Annotated in this window: 14 protein-coding genes; 8 read left to right on the forward strand and 6 right to left on the reverse strand. The window is 45.5% G+C overall.

Features of this window, described 5'->3' with window-relative positions; genetic code table 11:
• The first annotated feature begins 376 nt into the window (after positions 1-376).
• Both B9N89_RS17415 and B9N89_RS17420 read left to right on the forward strand, forming a co-directional pair.
• Positions 377-673, forward strand: coding sequence for a hypothetical protein (locus B9N89_RS17415; protein WP_132321197.1), 297 nt, complete (start codon positions 377-379; stop codon positions 671-673).
• Positions 630-2,129, forward strand: coding sequence for a 5'-nucleotidase C-terminal domain-containing protein (locus B9N89_RS17420; protein ID WP_132321199.1), 1,500 nt, complete (start codon positions 630-632; stop codon positions 2,127-2,129). The genes B9N89_RS17415 and B9N89_RS17420 overlap by 44 nt, the downstream gene beginning before the upstream one ends.
• 105 nt (positions 2,130-2,234) lie before the next feature.
• Here the strand turns inward: B9N89_RS17420 and B9N89_RS17425 are convergent, their stop codons facing one another.
• The 4 genes from B9N89_RS17425 to B9N89_RS17440 all read right to left on the reverse strand — a co-directional run bounded on the left by B9N89_RS17425 (position 2,235) and on the right by B9N89_RS17440 (position 9,039).
• A complete protein-coding gene (locus tag B9N89_RS17425; RefSeq protein WP_159455448.1) occupies positions 2,235-2,972 on the reverse strand; it encodes a glycoside hydrolase family 16 protein in 738 nt (245 codons plus the stop codon).
• Positions 2,973-3,236: 264 nt separating this feature from the next.
• Entirely contained in the window at positions 3,237-4,589 is a 1,353-nt protein-coding gene (locus B9N89_RS17430) for an OmpP1/FadL family transporter (RefSeq protein ID WP_132321203.1), read from the reverse strand.
• A 39-nt stretch (positions 4,590-4,628) separates the two neighbouring features.
• Entirely contained in the window at positions 4,629-5,960 is a 1,332-nt protein-coding gene (locus B9N89_RS17435) for an alpha/beta hydrolase family protein (RefSeq protein ID WP_132321205.1), read from the reverse strand.
• A gap of 232 nt (positions 5,961-6,192) precedes the next feature.
• Positions 6,193-9,039, reverse strand: a complete 2,847-nt coding sequence (locus B9N89_RS17440) for an Hpt domain-containing protein (protein WP_132321207.1) — start codon at positions 9,037-9,039, stop codon at positions 6,193-6,195.
• Between the two features lie 366 nt (positions 9,040-9,405).
• Here B9N89_RS17440 and B9N89_RS17445 point away from each other — a divergent pair, with 366 nt between their 5' ends.
• The 4 genes from B9N89_RS17445 to B9N89_RS17455 all read left to right on the forward strand — a co-directional run bounded on the left by B9N89_RS17445 (position 9,406) and on the right by B9N89_RS17455 (position 11,930).
• Entirely contained in the window at positions 9,406-9,843 is a 438-nt protein-coding gene (locus tag B9N89_RS17445; protein ID WP_132321209.1) for a hypothetical protein, read from the forward strand.
• Between the two features lie 13 nt (positions 9,844-9,856).
• A complete protein-coding gene (locus B9N89_RS31420) occupies positions 9,857-9,994 on the forward strand; it encodes a hypothetical protein (protein WP_159455449.1) in 138 nt (45 codons plus the stop codon).
• Positions 9,995-10,054: 60 nt separating this feature from the next.
• Complete coding sequence (locus B9N89_RS17450) at positions 10,055-10,972, forward strand: DMT family transporter (protein ID WP_132321211.1); 918 nt, start codon at positions 10,055-10,057, stop codon at positions 10,970-10,972.
• A gap of 148 nt (positions 10,973-11,120) precedes the next feature.
• Positions 11,121-11,930 (forward strand): response regulator, encoded by an 810-nt coding sequence (locus B9N89_RS17455; protein WP_132321213.1) that lies wholly within the window; start codon positions 11,121-11,123, stop codon positions 11,928-11,930.
• 19 nt (positions 11,931-11,949) lie between these two features.
• Here B9N89_RS17455 and B9N89_RS17460 read toward each other — a convergent pair whose 3' ends face one another.
• Complete coding sequence (locus B9N89_RS17460) at positions 11,950-14,700, reverse strand: ATP-binding protein (RefSeq protein ID WP_132321215.1); 2,751 nt, start codon at positions 14,698-14,700, stop codon at positions 11,950-11,952.
• A gap of 374 nt (positions 14,701-15,074) precedes the next feature.
• Between B9N89_RS17460 and B9N89_RS17465 the strand changes: the two genes are divergently transcribed.
• On the forward strand, positions 15,075-15,923 hold the full coding sequence (locus B9N89_RS17465; protein WP_132321217.1) for an HAD family hydrolase: 849 nt from the start codon (positions 15,075-15,077) through the stop codon (positions 15,921-15,923).
• Between the two features lie 61 nt (positions 15,924-15,984).
• Positions 15,985-16,518: a hypothetical protein gene (locus B9N89_RS17470; protein ID WP_132321219.1), complete on the forward strand. Its 534-nt coding sequence runs from the start codon at positions 15,985-15,987 to the stop codon at positions 16,516-16,518.
• 51 nt (positions 16,519-16,569) lie between these two features.
• On the opposite strand, the gene B9N89_RS17475 is transcribed toward B9N89_RS17470, so the two are convergent.
• On the reverse strand, positions 16,570-17,814 hold the full coding sequence (locus B9N89_RS17475; RefSeq protein ID WP_132321221.1) for a hypothetical protein: 1,245 nt from the start codon (positions 17,812-17,814) through the stop codon (positions 16,570-16,572).
• Between the last annotated feature and the right edge of the window lie 6 nt (positions 17,815-17,820).

Here is a 17,820-nt window from a genome sequence, read left to right on the forward strand (position 1 = left end):
TCAATTGAGTATTCAGTAACTCTCCTTCCAAGTCTGTCGTGGCAATTCTCACAAACCCTCATAAAACTCCTGAGAGCTTCACAAGCAGCTCACTGCAAACACAAACATGCCAATAATCCATAATCCTTAGGTGGTTATAGTGGTGGCTCCACTAAAAATGCAGAGAATTTTTCACAGCCCGTGACATTTGGAGGTCTCCGGGCCAACTTAGCTAGAATACACCGCGAGACTTCTGAGAAATTCCTGTGGTCTTAGTGAAAATCACTAGCCAAACCATGCCTCTATGATATACCCTTGCAGGATTTTCAGCCTTGGCTGAGAGCACCTTCGAAAATCAGCACCGGCGTGTTTCGCCAGTTCATTAAAGGGTCTCATAGTGATTCAATCGATCGTGAAGCGATTCTTATCGGGTACAGTCATCATTCCAGTACTCATATCCTGCTATCCTCAGGATACAAGCCTCGTCACCAGCTTTGACAGGAAACCCCAAGCAAACTGTCAGCCGCAGAATGATGAAATCAAGCTAACCATCCTTCACACCAACGACCATCATGGCTGGTTTGGGAAGAATCGTTATGATGAGTGGGGCATGGCAGCACGGAAAACCCTAGTGGACCAGATTCGCCGCGATGTCGCAAGAGGGTGGCTGTACACTGCTTCTGTCAGCCGGTGATGTTTTTACTGGCACTCCAGCCTCAGATCACTTCGATGCTCGCCCTGACTTTCTCGGCTACGATGCCATGGCAGTTGGTAACCATGAATTCGATAAGGGTTTGCCAGTTCTTCGCCAACGAGAGGCTGAAGTTGCGTCGTCGTTCCCTATGCTATCCGGTAATATCGTTGATCAGGATGGGGACCTGTTGTTTCCAGGCCCAGGAGGTCAAGGTCAGATTACCTTCAATATCGCAGGGGCTCGGATCACCGTTTGGGGGCTTACTACAATTGATACTAAACCTGGATTGGAGTCCGGAGTTGTCGTTCAGCCTCCCGTTGACATTGCTAAAAAGCAGGCCAAAGACTTAAAACAAAACACTCATGTACTTATTGGCCTCACTCACATGGGGCATTACGATGATGAAAAACCTGCCGCAGAAGACCTTCAAAAGCGCAAACAGGGCGATGAGATGATGGCTCTCGAAAACCCTGGCACTTTCGACCTCATTGTTGGTGGCCACAGCCAGCAACCTTTGTTTGAGGCGGATCAAGTTGCCGACACCTTTATCGTGCAAGCCTTTGAGTGGGGCAAGTATTTGGGTCGTATCGACATCACCCTCCCCGCTAAACCGAAGCTTGGCGCTAAAAATATCAAGTCTCTCGACTATCGATTAATTCCGATCAATATAAGAAATGACCAAGGACAATGCACCGATCCAAGTCAAATAAACTCACCTGTAGTAAACTGTATCGATGAAGACCCTCAGGTTCTTGATATCCTAGAGAGCTTCCAAAACGACGAGGTAATCCGCCCCCTTTATCAAGTCATAGGTGAAGCTAGAGGCTCGTTTTCTGGGGAACGATCAGTCATTCGAAAGCAGCAGGCACCATTGGGCCAACTGGTGAATGAATCTATCTTAGACTACGTCGCAGCAAGATGGCCTGAAGACCTTCGCTCCTACGATGAAGATCGTTGTAGCTCTCGTCACTTCAGCGTCTACAACGGCGGTGGCATCCGAGCTACTATCAATAAAGGTGACATCCTAGGTTTGGACACACAGTTGGTGTTTCCCTTTGGCTCTGTCTTAAAAACTAGCCCCATGAATGGCGAAGCACTTTATAGCTATTTTCAAAACGTTGCTAAAATCCCATACCAGCCCAACAGCACCAGCGGTGATTATCCTCAGTTGAGAGGAATTCAATTTGTGATGTCTGGCAAAGATCTTCTTGATATTCGGTGCCGGAATTCCGATGGCGCCTGGATTCCCTTAAACAAAGAGGATGACTATACACTGACGCTGAATGCTTACCTATTTCGCGGTGGCGATGGCGGCTATCCTGCGCTAAACGAGAATCCATCGGTGGTAACGCACCCTGAGGCCATGGCTGATGTCTTCCGGCGCTATATCGAACAGCAATTAAGCTTAGATCCGTTTGACTTCGCGGCGCCAGATGCTTTTCTCGAAGGACCCTAAGTAGATAGAGAAGGCCCCTGAAGGGCCTTGTTCTTGGCGCTAACACAGTCACAGGTCTTTAGCCCAAGGCTCGATTCCTCGTCACTGATAGCTTTAAAAGGCCCTTTATCTCCGTCGGCTCAGCGTCAAACGAAGAACACCATCTTTGACCTGTACATTTTCTGGTGAAAATTGGGCTTCGTTGCCCTCGAATGTCCAATCTGCCCTTGCCCACCGCGACTCGTCGAAGTAATTGAAGTCATCCTGCCAACTGAACTCGAAACGAGACTTACCACCGTTTTTCCAGGGGGTGTAGCGATAGTAGCGAATCCAATCAATTTCCTGAACAATAGGCAGAGCCTTCCTATCAACAGGTCCGACCCATTCAATAGAAGACGACACCCAGTGATTAAATCGATAAGATAGAAACTGATCAGACAGCTCCTCAACCTGAGGTCCATATTCTCGCCTCAGTAGACTCCCATTTAGATACCAGCTGATTTCATTTGGAGTCCACTCGACTGCGTAAATATTAAACTGCTTTGCAAGTGAAGTTGGAGAAAAATGCTTTTGCTCTGCATAACGCTTGGAATCGCGGAGCCCGGTAATGAGATTAGTTTGTACAAGCCTCTCATCGCGCTGCAGCATCTCAATATCAATCTCCCCCCAAGGATGGCTTCCTTGCCAAGAAACATCGTCATAGAGAAAGAAGCTAGATAGCGTTCCAGAAGCTGACGCTGACTTCACCCGCATCTCAAACTTACCAAACCTAACCTTCTCCTTGGAGTAGACTTCTGCACCATGGTAACTCTTTTGACTCGATGCTCCCATTAAACAAAGTGATAGTAAGAAAATTAATCTCATATTTTCTGCCCCCATAAATTGGATGTTCTATCTAAGCTATCAATTCAGGGAGCCTTGAAAAGAGAAAGCAACCAAAGTGTATAGAATGGTTTCCTATTTGTAGAAAATGAATTTAGGCAGTTAAAATAAGTAAATAGACAAAGTAGAAGGGAGCTGGATAGCAATCTAATTCGGCTAGATTGTAAGTGTCTATTTTTCGAATTTTTGGGGAAAGCAATCAGAGAAGGTGGGATTGAGGGCCTGTGGTGCCCTCGTTTTACGCCTCTATAGTCGGTATGACAACTGAATTGAGAAGATATCCAGCTCAAGATTTGCCTTGCCATCCGCAATGGCGACCAAGTCTGGCTGACCAACAAACGTACGCTCATCGGAAAGCTCCGCTTCCTCCATCATGACTTTTGCATAGGCGCCATCAATTACGAGGCTATCGTTGATCACGTACTGAGCACCCAAGCTCAACCAAACGTAATCAGCTGTCGGGATCCGAAGGGTTCTCGTCTCATCGGTAATGGGGCTTTGATCGTAGGCTAAGCCTGTGCGAAGCTTCAGATCTCCATTGTATTGATGAGTCAAGCCAAGAGCATAACGATAGGAGTCCTTCCAATCTTCCTTAACTTGAGATGCTAGATTGCCGCTATCTGAGCGGAATACATCCAAGCTTTCGAAGTTGCTCCAGCCAGTATAGGTGATATCTGCCGACAAGGCCCAAGCTGGAACAAATTCGTAGTATCCAGACAATGAAGCAAGCTGAGGTAGCTCTAGGGGAGCGTTAGCATCAAAGTTTTGTAGAGTTCCGTACTGAAGACCTTGAGGAAGATTCTTGAACTTGGTTTCGCCCTCTAATTTAAACTCAACTGCGGATCGGTAAGAAACGCCAATACGGGCATTATCCGCAAGCTCGAACATCATCCCGATGTTCCAGCCATAGCCCCAGTCTTCACCCTGAACTTCACTGACACCAGCCTTGCCACCATTGGGAATAGGCCGCGGATTGCCTTCAGCATCCTGCGTCAGTGTCAATGCAGGGTTTGAAGAACCTAAAGTCGCCTCAGCCATCACTGCATTGAAGCCAAAACCGAGTGAAACCATGTGGTTCACACGATAGGAAACACTTGGGTTAAAGTTGATTGTACGGACATCAGACTCTGTTGCCAGGATACTGCCTTGGAACGCATCATCGTAAACCGTGGCTGTTGAAAAGTTACTAAAAACCCCGAGGCCAACAGCGATTTGCTCATTGATGGGAATCACCCCGTAAGCAGCAGGTATTAAAACATTGCCAGGAGCTGCATTACCGCTCGACCGATTGCCGTCGGTTCCTTGTAAGCCCAGCTGACCTGCAACGACACCAGCCTGCTCGATATCAACATCTAAGTCACCACTTACAAGGCTAAGGGATAAAGAAAATTCTGAACGCTTAAGTAGTGCCATACCAGCTGGATTAGAGCCTATTGTAGTTGCGTCTTCAGCGATTGCGGCGCCACCTGAAAAGGCTCGCCCCATATCTGAGGTGCTTTTCTCCATGATCTGATATCCACCAGCAAAAGCTCCCTGGCTCAGGCAAAGGCTACCCAGTGCTACGGCGGTTCTCATCCCGGTACGGTTTTTAATGATCATTTGCAAATCCTTGTTCCAAGTTAGTTTTTTCTGAATTTTCTACTGAGCCTGAGACAATAACTCACCAAACCATGCTACCGGCAAATAGTATGCGGGGCATGCAGAGTGGCTATATTTAGCGGTCTCTGTGTCTGGTACAACAACGATGTCCAGCGGAGCGTCAGGCTGCTGCGCTTTAATAATCTGCTGGGTGCCAACGGTAATCGCTGCAGGTATCAGTTCATCACCTGCGCAATGATATAGCTTTGTCGGCACTTTTGGAGCCCAATCTTGCACTAAGTCATTAGCTTCTAGTAGGGCAGCAAAGCCTGTAGTATCGATTTCTTCGTTGGCATAGGCCTGGGTTGCAGTTAACTCTAAATTCTCAAATGTTTCGATGATCGACTCTTGCATAAGTTCCGCACGGACTTCTGTAAGGCTTGCAATTATATCCGTCACACTTTTGCTACCACCCAAGAGATCGCCCTCGATGTAAGAACCGAGATCAGCGTCCCCCTTTCCAGGAAAGCCGGAATCAAGAAAAATATCTTCATACAGGATCTTAGACTCTGGGTACCAAGTCTTATAGGCCGCTACAACTTGAGTGATATAAGCAGCATTGATGGAATCGCGGCTCAAAAGAGTCTTCGCAGTCGCAGCAAGTAGGTAGGGACCAGCACCCGGAGCCGACGCAAGAAGCTTAAAGTCGTCACCCAATAGAAACTCGTTTTGTAACTCCTCTCTCGATTCGATAGCCTTTTGCATCGCTACTACAGCATAACCACCTTCAGAATAGCCTTTGAGGAAAAAGCCTGGAACTTTTAGGCTCTCTCGACTGGCGAACGATCTGAAAGCCCTTAGCGAATCCACACCATTTTGTACATAGGCCTCGGCAATCAGGTAGGGGTGCAAGGCATCTTTCGAAGCTCCAAAGCCTAAGTAATCAGGGACCAGAACTGCAAAACCAGAGGCAGCTTCAAATAGCCCCTCCCGTGGATTGCTCGATGGAGCTTCACGATTAGCCGTAAGCGTTCCATGCTGAAGTGCCACAAGGGGTAGGGTTGCTTGACCATTGCGGGGCAAGAAAACCACAGAAGATGCCACACGACCATTCCCTAAAAGGTCTTTTGTGGTAAAAAACATACGATACGCATCTACGGGAAACTGAGCCTTTTCTGGTAGGACCTGCCCTAATTTGGCGTTGATGGTTTCTTGATTAAACGTAAATAAGAACTCAGTAGATACGAGGCTGCCCGGGGCCGCGTTGGACAGATTCAACTCTTGGTTCTGATAATTTATCGGTCGATTTAAATCTACAGGGTTTTTACTATCTTGGTCGCTATGACAGGATACTGTTAGCAGCGCTAGATAAGCCAATATAAGTGAGCGCATGACTCCTCCAAATTACTCTATTCGAATGTAGATCCCCAGAAAACCAAAGGCATTTGGCGTGTATGCTGAGCCTTTGGAACCCTTGTTGTTGGCATAGGGTCCGCAACAATGCAAGACATAAATAAGTTTAATTAATAGACTTTAATCACTTTAACCGCTAAGTGCTTGGTATTTTGGGGAGCTAGGCCGCCGCAAAGGGGAGCATGGAAGAGCCGTTTGATGTTATTTTGTCTTATCTTGACTCTGCTGGAAGCGTGAGGATTAAACTAAAAGAGTATCGCCCCGCCTCAATAGCAGAGCCCAACGCGATCGTCACGTCGCCATCACGCTCTCTTAGAAACTTTCGAATTGCGTCCATGCCGATACCACGCCCAGAAATCTGCGACACGGTTTGTTTGGTAGACACTCCCGGTAGAAAAATAGACTCCGCTAATTTTTCCGGACTAGTATCAGGAGGGAGCAAAGCTTGATCTTCGAGCTTAGATCGAAGCTTATCAAGATCGAGACCCCTACCATCATCAAAAAAGGTGATGAGAAACTGTCCAGACTTTTTGGCAACCTTAACGGTCAGGAGGCCTTCCGCTCGCTTACCCAGGGCAGTCCGCTCCTCTGGGGCTTCGATCCCGTGATCCAAAGAGTTACGAATGATATGTACAAATGCTTTGCGGATTATGAGTTCATCCTCATAACCAATCGACCAGTTTTCACAGTCGATGCTAATACGAGGCTTAGGCTTCCCTAAATCACGAGCAACTTTTTCACTTAATTTCATGGCATCTTGGATGGTATCTCGCAGGGGAGTTTTTACCAGGCTTTGTAGCTCTTCCTTACTTCTACGGAGACCTTTGACAATTTTGTGAGGTAGATCTTGCCCTTCAAGAGCACCGAGCAAGGCTAGCCCCTCTTCGATTAGTTCGCGATCGATGGTAATCTTACTGAAGCTATTCTCGCGGCCCAATACATTTCGATTGATATCCCGATAGTGTTCGTAGAGCCTCAAAATGGAGTCCATCCTTTGGCGAAGTTCAAGCTGATTGACAGTTTTCTGGTACCGCAAGATACCGGCAAAATCAGTTTCAATTTGATGTAATTCTGCAGCAATTGCTGAAAACCCAACGGATCTAGCGGATCCTTTGAGGGTATGAACATTGATAAATAAGATCTTAAGGTCGTCTTCCTTGTTTGAATATTGTGTCAGTAGACTACGACATTCTTCGAGTAATTGCTCTCCAGTGCCAAAGAACTGATTAGCCTTGTCCGCCCCGACTTCGATCAGCTGTGAGATGATTCTCAAGTCTGCATCCTTTTGTGCTAGCCGATCTCTTGCTTCAACCTCGGCAGAGATGTCCAGCATTGTCACGAGAATATGATCGACCACTTCCTCCGACTCATCCGTTTCAATATTCCAAGTCACTTGCAAAGTTTTTTCCCTGCCTTCAGGGGTTCTAAAATCAATTTCACTTGGCAGCTTATCTTCGTTAACCTCAAAATTAAATGTTGGTTCATCAATGCTACATAGGAGTGTCTGCCAGATTTGATCTCGGGTATCTTGGCTGGTTTCAATGCGATTGATGACTACAGATTGAAAGCTTTCATGGGCAATCTTGCTGGTGCCCAGAATCGTTTCTAATTGCAAGGAGTAGTTTTCTTCGATCAAGCCGCCTCGACCCAAAGACAAGATCCCTTGGGGTATATGCTCCAACAAGGAGCGTAGTCTGTAAGTTCTTTCTCTGACTTTTCTTTCAAGACTGCGATTAAGCTCTTCAACTTGGCTATTCTTCAATTCCAATTCATGCAACAGAAGCTTGGTTCGATCATAAGCCTGGGCAAACATGGTGGAGTTATTCTTGGCAAGGAGCAAAGACATTCCTACGGCTCCCCACATAGAAAACCAAGGCCACCCCAGGTGCATCTGGGAGTTTAAAAAATCGCTCAATACTCCAGCAGCCAGAAGCAAGATACCGCAGGTGAATAAGATGAGATCGGCACTATGACTTTTCACAGCTATGAAAATAGAATATGGGACAAACATAATGAAGAACAAGAATGCATTGACCATCACGAACAACGGCGTAAGTTCATCAACCATAGGTAACCAACGAATATTCGATAAGGTCAAAGCATGTAAGATAAAGAAAATAGTATTGGCAGTATGAAGCCGGAGCAGGGCATTCGAGAATTTCGTATTATGACGTTCTTTCAAAATCTTGAAGGCAATGCTGGCAGCTACCAATGGCCCTCCGATTCCAAGCCCAGAGATCGTCATAAATGCCTGGTCATCAAAGATTCTAGAAAGAATTCTCTGAGAAGCCAATTCTTTGAAGAAGATAAACACGTTGAACAAGAACAGAAGCAAGGAATCAAGATCTTCTCGCCCTCTCGAAAGATAAATCAGTCCACTATAGATCGCTAAACACCCTACAATGCCCAGGGGAATAAGCAACCACATCTGATCCAAATCGTAAGACCGCCTCAAAGCTTCCAAGGTTGCTATTCTAGGAAAACTCGTGAAACCAACGTTGGTGTAAGCGCCACTACGTTTGACCAACGGTTTTTGTTGGTAGTTATAAATCAGATAGTTCAGTCCTGGGCGAAGCAGAAGGGAGACGGTTAGACGAGCATTCTGTCGATAGCCGGGGTCATCTGGAAAGCGATCAAACAGGGGATCGCGATAGATTACCTGGCCTTGGTCAGCGGATACGAGCCGTATTTCAGCACTTGCTAGTACGAGTTCTAGACCAAGAGCCAATTTACGCGCCTCATGACTTTCAATCGCGAGAACATAGCTGCCAATGGATGGTTCCTTGGAAAACATTAAGAAGTCTGGATTGCCGTGAACAACAGCCTTTAATGGTAGTCTATCAAATCGGGCCCAGTTCATCTCTGTTTGATGATGATCTGAAAACCGCCAGTCACCGATGACTTCTATATCCACACGCTCAGTATGCGCAACATCTTCGAAACTGGTAGGCAGAGAAATTACCCCACCAGACGTTTCCACAGCTTTTGGGCTGGAAAAGCCAATACCGGTAATTCCGAGAAGGCTCAGAATCACGAGTGATTTGCAGTAGTCGACCATCAATGTGGCACCGAATAGTGGTCAGCATGTCTTGGGAAGTCATCGGATTTATTTAGGTAACCTTTAGCCCAGGCAAGATCAGCATGGGTGTGCAGAGCGCGTATTTTCACTAATCCACCTAGACTCATTGGATTAAGAATCACTAGACTAGCTACCAGAAACCTACGCCGAATTTTTGAAAGTGGTTAGGCTAGGAAGAGCTTACTTCTTAGCTTGAAGTGATGACTGGTATCCTCGGAGGTGAGGTATGAGCGTCTATGATGGGGCTTCCAAGGCAGTCAAAAAAACTTCACCTTGAATGCCACGGCTTGTATTGCTAGACTGTGCGAACTGGTACAGAAACTCGACAATAGATGTGGTGCAGGTTTGAAGCTACGAAGAGGATTAATCGTTCATGCCCTTGGCAGAGAGTACACCTATATTTCAAAGTTTGATATAACTTCGGCATTTTGGCTTTCACGGCTGTCCTCTCGCACAGACAAGCAGACTAAAACAGCTCCCAAAGCATACATTGCACCACCCATCCCTAGCCAGTGCTGTGACTCTGTCATTGGTGGTGGTAGCTTCTATCTTTTTAGGGCGACTCAGGGTTTCAACACAACAATCAATAGCGGAACTTTGTTTCGATTTGAAGAGATTCCTCAGACGGCCTTTCGCTTTGTCACCCGCTATCGCTCTCAAAGCGATCACTGCCTTATGGCCATGAAGCTCTCGGGAAGTCGAGAAAAAAAGGATATGGTCCAACAGGTCACGCCATTGCTTGGCAAAGGTCACTACATCGTGGTTCGAAACTTCAAGGGCTAGCACTATCCTAGGCATGAAAGATCGCACTAAGCAAGCACTGGCTCCACTGTCACGGGCGAGAAGTCTTGGTAGCAACCCCTTGGTTGAACCAGCCAAAGTCAACTTATCATTTATAATCAATAACTTACCAAAAAAGACTTCAAGCTTTTAGGCTTGTATTTCCAAATCAGCTCAAGCAAACTGAGCGCCACCAGCACTTGGGAGCCAGTTCATGATGACAGTTAAACCAAACCTTAGCCTACGTTACGGCTTGCTTGCTATCTTTCTATGGTCAACGGTAGCCTCAGCCTTTGCACTGACTCTAGAACTTGTATCTGTATACCAGCTACTATGCCTGTCGTCTCTGACGTCTCTTCTAGCTTTAGCCTTGGCCATGCTTGTGACTAGAAAATGGACTAAACTTCTTGAACTTAGAATAAGTCAATGGCTTCAACTTATAGGCCTATCCCTACTCAATCCAATCCTCTACTATATCTGTCTGTTTTCCGCCTACGACCGCCTAAAACCTCAGATTGCACAATCTATAAATTTCAGTTGGCCCTTGTTTTTAGCATTAGGATCTACTCTAATTGGCGGTCAAGGAAAAAATCGATCTAGTCTAATGTTTATGATTCCAAGCTTTCTGGGGCTTTTACTTATCACCAGCCAAGGACAAAGCTTTAGTGGGATCACCAGCAACGGTGCTGGTATTCTCTTCGCGTTCCTTTCGGCGATCATCTGGGCTAGCTACTGGATCATAAGCAGCCAAATTAATATTGATGCACTCGTTAAGTTATTTGCTGTATTTCTCGTCGCAACACCTATTCTTGCCCTAATTTCCTGGCTTGACGCCCCATCTGCATGGCTAAACTATAATCCAAAGGCAATTCTAGGCTCACTGTACATTGGGCTTTTTGAAATGGGATTGACCTTCTTTCTTTGGCTGAAAGCCTTGGAACACAGCAACGATAAAGTCATGCTCTCGAACCTGAGCTTTCTGTCACCGACCCTATCACTGATTTGGATTCAAGTGATCCTCGGTGAATCGATTAGCCTCTTTACCTGGGTCGGCTTTGCTCTCATTCTTTGTGGCAACGGCGCGCCTCAGATCAGTTCTTCCATACGCCGAAAAATGACATCTCAATCTTAGAAGCTATAGATCTTGGCGAGACTTAAATACCTGAGCCTCACATGAACAAAATATACCATTAGGTCACAATTTAGGGTCTAATGGCACAGTTCATCAAATAAGCTGCCGATGGAAAGGGAACGAGGTGAACGAACTCTATCGAGGATTCATGAAAGTACTAATCGCGGATGATGAACCCGAAATCATAGACTTAATTGTCGAATTGCTTCCCAGTGGAAGCTTGCCACGGATCGTGCATGACGGCTTCGAAGCCTTGACCATTTGTCAAAAAGAGAGATTCGACATCATCATTTCAGACTACAATATGCCACACATGAACGGCTACCAGTTCGTGAAGAAGCTTCGAGAAGGTTCCTCCCGAAACCGAGATACGCCGGTCATGATGATTTCTGGGTACTTAGCTGCTGCACAGAAAAAGTCTGAGCATTTGAGCGACATTACTTTTTTTGACAAGCCCCTGGATTTCGACCGTTTCGAAGCCTTCATCGATAAATTTCAGGCCGAGCACGACCCCGTAGAGACCCATCTCGAACTGATGGTGAGCCAGTCACGGATAAAGAAATGCCTCGTCATCGACGATGACCCAGAAATCCTGATCCTCATATGCGATATCATGAAGGAACATGACTTCATCGCCCAATCATGTGAGTCTGCTAGCGATGCTTTAGCACTTGGGATTAAGATGCTTGAAGACTTTGATCTCATTATCAGTGACCTAAAAATGCCTCAAATGGACGGCTTTGAACTGACAGCAAAGCTTCATAAATTTGGCGTCTACACTCCAATCATAGGTGTCACCGGTCTAGATGATGAGGGGGAAGAGCTATTCAAGCAAGACGATAAGCGGACGCGGAGCAAACCAGACTTTATCCTAAAAAAGCCCTTTCGATACCAAGATATCGAAGAACTTAAAGATAAGCTTGGCTTTGGATCCCCTGAACTCAAAAAGCCTGCTTAGTCATCCCTTTTTTTGAAGATTAAGCAACATCTTCTTTGATCAAGAGAGGTAACCATCCTGCAACATGAAAGCTTATGAAGTCCTTATCATTTGCACCATCAACACGTATTTCTATATGCCCACCACGATCCTTGAAAAAATGATAAACAGCATTCATTCCTACACCTCGACCTGAAACTTCTGTGACATGTTCTTTGGTAGAGAAGCCGCTGGTGAATACAAGGGAAGCAATGTCTTCCACCGTATTGAGTTTTTGGCCAACTCCAAGTTCTTGAGCCTTTCGCCTCATCCTCTGAATCGACATTCCTTGACCATCATCCTTTAATTGAAAGTATAGCTTTTGATCCGCCTCCCAGAAATGAAGCTTGATTCGGCCGACAGGATCCTTTCCCTTCGCCACACGATCATCTGCATGCTCAATTCCATGATCCATAGCATTACGGATTAAATGCCCTAATGAATCTTGAATCGTGGTAGATACTGATTGGGGAATATGAATATCTAGTCCCTCAGCAATGACCTGGGGCGGTTGCTTGCCTAGCTCTCTGGCCAGCTGAGGAACTGATTCAATAATAGGAGATAAGGATTCCTCAATCGATACCATGTACTGACTGGCCAGAAGGTCTTTGACCTCCTTAATCTGCTGCTTCAAGTGCTCAAGATCGCTATCCTCGTTAATATTTAGCACCTGAATAACCTGCTCTTTACTCAATACCTCATCACCTTGGCTCTGCACTCCAACATTCAATTTTTCTCGCGCAATTTGTCCATACTCCATTAGCAATTTTTGTAGACTACGCAGGGCTGTAACTAGGCTTTCATATTCAATGCTTTCATTCTCCAGCTGAGTTTCTAAGTCGTGACTAAACTCTGTAATAAGACTGAAGTCCAATGTCCGCGCATTGCCTTTGATTGTATGAATAATCCGATATAGGCTTGCCTTGGTATCGTGATCGAAAGTCTCTCGATTAGCAATTCCAAGGCAGTGAGTCACCGACTCCAGTGCCGCTGCCTTAAATCTTTTGAACCGAACGGTACCAGCGTCAAGAATTTCACCAACGATTTTTAGCTCTCGCTCCTGCTTTCGACTACAATTCTCAAGCTCAACCACAGCGGTAATGTCGCGGACACAGAGCAATATCTTATCAATGCAATCGCCACTATCAACCACCGGGGACCATACCAGTGATAGAACTTTAGTACTATCACCCTGATGGAATCGGACTTCATGGGGAAGTAACTCGCAATTGGCTTCGAAGTTGATACGATCATTTTCATAAGAACACATTAGTGTACTATTGATTTGATCAAGTTGATCCTTGCTAAGATCTGTACGACTTAGCAAGACTTTAAAAATATTTTTGTTGGCTAAATTTGATTGCCCAATAATAGTTTCAAGATAGCTGGAATACTCCTTATGAATCTGTAGTTCACTACAGATCAGAAGAACACCCTGAGGAAGTGATTCCAACATAGTCCTCACATCCCGTGACTTTTCTTCGAGCTCCGATGTTCTTTGGGCAACTATTCCTTCCAGGTTGCGATTAACATGCTCAACACTCTTCAATAATTTTCGGTTTTCCACATAGGTATTTGCAAAAAGACTAGAGGCCACGAACAAAATAGATCCGGTCGCAACCAAAGTTCCAAAGAACAGTAGTGTAATAGACTTGATCACTCCAAGCGCCAACAGGATATCATGAGCCGCGCAGAAGACCATCAGAGTTTCACCAATGAACAGCGGCAGGGCCATCTTGTGTTTTTTCTGTGCTTTAAAAAGAACGTAAATATACTGCGCTGCGACACTGATCGCATACAAGAAAATCAGCTTACGTACATACTGAAAGAGTTTGAGATCAAATGAAACTGTCATCCCAAAAAACAGAAGTATGAATAGTCCATTGATCGCCAGATTGATCTTATTGAATCTTGGGTAAAACTTATAGAAGTGTTGTGCAAAAAGTCCGTGAAATGCAGCTAACGAACCTAGCCCCGTATAATGCAGCAACAGCAAGGATTCTGGTTCGAAAAAGCGAATCAACATATCGCCCGGCAGGCCGTAGAATGGATAGATACAGATACCTGATAGCCCTGCCACCAAGTAAAGAGTTGATTTGGTTTTCATATATATCAGGAAGAAGAACAATCCGAAAAACACCACGATGAACGACGAAACAAATCGAAGTTCGCCGCCCCAAGATTTATATATGGATACCCAAAAGTCCTGTTTCTTATAGCTAACAATTTTAAATGGAAGCTGATAGACACCAGTCATCAGAATCGTATCTATCCGAAACGCAATGGTATGATGAGACTTGGTCACCTTGAAGCGAACAGGAATGGGTTGAATTGAAAAATACTTATCGTGAGAGTTCTGCCCACCTCGTTCAAACTTTAGGTCACCGTCTACATAGAACCGTAACCCACTCATGTAGGCATCGAGAAGAACTACAACCTCCTGACCGATGAGCTCCTTCGCAAAGTATAGCTCACCACGATACCAACCGATGCGGTAAACCTTCTTATCAGGGTAAGCCTTATCCCAGCTACCTGGGGTTTCAATAATTGGCCAAGCAGCAGTAGACGTCTTCGGGTCTGCATTTCGAATGTGATCGTGACGCGTAAACCTCCAAGTTCCCGAAAGAGGAATTCCTTCATCTAGACTCTTGATTTCAATACGACAGGAAAAGCAGTCTGGTTCAGACTTTCCAGTTTTTGCGAGAGCAACGCCGGTGTACAGCATGGCAAACAGGATCACAAGCCAATTCATGTTTCTAACCTCAGATTTTAAGCGACTTTCTCACTTTTCGGTTCCCCAATTTGTGATGTTAAATTCTGAATCGATTATGACTAGATCAGCTTGATTTTAGGTATTTACGGCACATACTTTGTAAGTATTACACGTCGATCACTTTTTGATGAGCCTGATATCATGTGGACTTTTCCCCCATGAAAGCTTCTAAACGATTCGTTTACTTTTCCCTTTGAGATCTCTTGCTTACGTAAGAACCTGACACATTGAAATGTCCAAGGATGGTTAGGTAAAAGAAGTAGACTTAAGTCCAATCAGTGGCTTGCCATGGATAGCTTTGCGGCCTGAATCTTGCTGAGCACAAAGAGTCATTCTTGAAGTGGAGTACCCTTTTGCTGAGATTCTTTTTGTTCATATTCTTATCTATGGCCTGCTCTCGATCAGAGATGCCCACGCTTGAAAGATCAAACGTTAAGCCCGGCATATCATCCCTTGGAAACCATCATGATGGTCAGAAGGAGATTGGCTCAGACCCTTACACAACGGATGATTCGCCAAATGACGACTCTCAATCAAATAAAACTGATGGTAAAAATGAAGATGAAGCCAACGACGAAAGCATCAGTCTAGACCCAGAAAAAGGAAGCGGAAGGCAGGTTATCTGCATATTTGACTACGATTTGACCCTATCCAGTCATAGCTGTCCTACAACACAAAACATTCCTGAGTATCACTGCAAAACCAATCAGAACCCAACCTATGGCTGGTTTGATCAATGTCTCGGCGTCGCTGCTCAAGCAGCCGTTAAACGATGTATCGAGCAGGGTGCAGCGATTGGAATCGCCAGTCACTCACCACTCGAAGCTAGCTATGAGGATAAGGTTCGCCCGATAAAGGACCAGTTCCCAGACTGGGCGACAGCATCTTCTATACCCGACCCAACAGACTCTACTCAATGGAACTGCGAAACTTGCCCCTATCAAATGATGAGAGGTAATAAGGTGCAGCATATTTCCCGGATTATGAAGCACTATGGCTTGAACCCTAGTGTAATGGAAGACAGAAAGCAGGTGATCTTCTGGGATGATTCGAGCACTAACATTAACGATATCAATAGCGGACTCAATGGTGTTCACGCTATCCCTGTAGCCCGTCTAGAGAATGAGCCAGAGGTTTCTGGTTGTGGAATCAACCAGGCTGCCATCGATCGAGGTTGGCAGGAGTACCAAAACGCCCGATAGAAAATCCTACCTAGAGACGCTACCATAGATGCCAGTAGCGATTTCATCAAAGGGTGGTTACATGAAATACTTGGTTTTCACCGCATTGCTAGCATTCACTAGCTGCAGTCACAAAGTTCCAAACAAGAGACCCATAGATTCTGTCTTCCCAAGTGTCTCTGGCAAGGCCTTGGATAATAAGACTTGGCGAATCCCTGAGGACCTTAACGGCAAAATCGCTCTGCTCTTAATTGGCTACAAGCAAAACAGCCAGTTCGACATTGATCGTTGGCTGATTGGTCTCGACATGAAACAGGCTTCCTTCAACATTTTCGAAATCCCAACGGTTAGCGGCTGGATTCCAAGCTTGCTATCTGATCGAATTGATGAAGGGATGCGATCCGGAATCCCAGATGATATTTGGAATGTCGTGATCACCGTTTATGATGATGCAGATAAAATTGTAGCATTTACTGGGAACGAAAACCCACTAAATGCTCGGGTGATACTTCTCAGCAAAAAAGGCAAAGTCATCTTTTTTCACGATGAAGGATTTTCCGTTCCAGACTTGAATCGTCTGATGCTTGAAGCTAAAGAGATTGGAGCCAAAGACTAGCTTTGGCTCCATCAAGTTTTCACTCAATCGAAAGTACTAGCTCGGATCAGCCTATCGATAGCAAGAGCCCTCTTGGACCTTTTGGATTTTCTTCCACATCGTATTCACCCACTGCTCAGAACTGATCTGGTTTCGGTTAAAGGGTAATCGAGGCAGCCAAGGGAAGCCTAGATTGTCCTGTGCTACCAAAGTCATCTTTCTTGCAATGTCCTGATCTGCAATACGCTGAGAAAGCTTTGAAACAGCAACCAACTGCTCAACCTGTTCGTATGTAATCTGAGACATCAGATCGGCAAGGAACGCGCGACCTGCCTCCGAAATCTTTTGCTCCTGAAGTGTTGTAGGCTCACTTGTCCCACCGACAGCAAATACTTGCGCTGTACAACCACTCCAGCCAGCCCCTCGCCAAAAACTCCAGATAGGAGCAATGTCCCAAAACCTGAAGCTAGCAGAGGGCGGTAGATTGACAAGAGAACCTTCCTTATCCTTGAATTTATAGCTACCTAAAGTTGCTCCAAGATCTTGAACCACAAGATATTTTTGATCTTCTGGGCACTCTTCGCCTTTGTCAGGTTCGATAGCACAGTACAGGCGCTGGTTGGAGCGCTTATTGTCGCCATGCTGAAGAACGGCCATGAGAAGAGTCAGGGCTTCACGAGCAGTGTTCTGCTCTTCAACTTGATGCCGGTAGCCCTCATTGAGAAACTCATCAAAACCCCAGCCTTCGATCTCTTTTCCGTCGACCTGCGCGATAGTTTCCTCACCGAACTTTTTCTCAATCAGGACGTAGTCAAACTCCCGTTCTCTAAACTCTGCGTTTATATCTTCTTGATTTAGAGCGTAGTCTTGCGTGTACTGGAAGGGGTTTTCTGGGCAATCAGTACAAATGACTTTAGCAACGGGGTAGTTACAGTCTGCTTTGAATCCAATGAGTTGTAGCAATCGTGATGAGAAAACTTCTGAAAAGACTTCAGCGTTTGTCTGACCATACTTTACCTTAAGCTTCTTACCTTCAGGAGTACGGCACTTAAATTTGGGGGTCCAACCGCTACCCACGTCGCCGCGTTTAGGCTTGATATAGGAGCAAGTCACCACATCTGTGGGCTCAAAAGCAGGACAGTGAGAGGTGGAACCGAGCAAATTCTCACTTGAAATATCGTAGTTTGGCTGCTCCCAAACCATACCCTGACGGATAAACTCTTGACGAGTTTCACTACCGTCGATGTAGATATCAGCACGAGCACCTGCTGAGACCATACTTACAATGAAAATGAGACCAAGTAGACGTGAATGCATTGAATC

It is taken from the genome of Pseudobacteriovorax antillogorgiicola, from assembly GCF_900177345.1.
GTDB lineage: Bacteria > Bdellovibrionota_B > Oligoflexia > Oligoflexales > Oligoflexaceae > Pseudobacteriovorax > Pseudobacteriovorax antillogorgiicola.

Excerpts from the sequence above, each read along its gene's own strand:
- B9N89_RS17420 (WP_132321199.1), top strand. The coding sequence starts at position 630 with ATGTCGCAAGAGGGTGGCTGTACACTGCTTCTGTCAGCCGGTGATGTT.
- B9N89_RS17425 (WP_159455448.1), bottom strand. The coding sequence starts at position 2,972 with ATGAGATTAATTTTCTTACTATCACTTTGTTTAATGGGAGCATCGAGT.
- B9N89_RS17430 (WP_132321203.1), bottom strand. The coding sequence starts at position 4,589 with ATGATCATTAAAAACCGTACCGGGATGAGAACCGCCGTAGCACTGGGT.
- B9N89_RS17435 (WP_132321205.1), bottom strand. The coding sequence starts at position 5,960 with ATGCGCTCACTTATATTGGCTTATCTAGCGCTGCTAACAGTATCCTGT.
- B9N89_RS17440 (WP_132321207.1), bottom strand. The coding sequence starts at position 9,039 with ATGGTCGACTACTGCAAATCACTCGTGATTCTGAGCCTTCTCGGAATT.
- B9N89_RS31420 (WP_159455449.1), top strand. The coding sequence starts at position 9,857 with ATGAAAGATCGCACTAAGCAAGCACTGGCTCCACTGTCACGGGCGAGA.
- B9N89_RS17450 (WP_132321211.1), top strand. The coding sequence starts at position 10,055 with ATGATGACAGTTAAACCAAACCTTAGCCTACGTTACGGCTTGCTTGCT.
- B9N89_RS17455 (WP_132321213.1), top strand. The coding sequence starts at position 11,121 with ATGAAAGTACTAATCGCGGATGATGAACCCGAAATCATAGACTTAATT.
- B9N89_RS17460 (WP_132321215.1), bottom strand. The coding sequence starts at position 14,700 with ATGAATTGGCTTGTGATCCTGTTTGCCATGCTGTACACCGGCGTTGCT.
- B9N89_RS17470 (WP_132321219.1), top strand. The coding sequence starts at position 15,985 with ATGAAATACTTGGTTTTCACCGCATTGCTAGCATTCACTAGCTGCAGT.
- B9N89_RS17475 (WP_132321221.1), bottom strand. The coding sequence starts at position 17,814 with ATGCATTCACGTCTACTTGGTCTCATTTTCATTGTAAGTATGGTCTCA.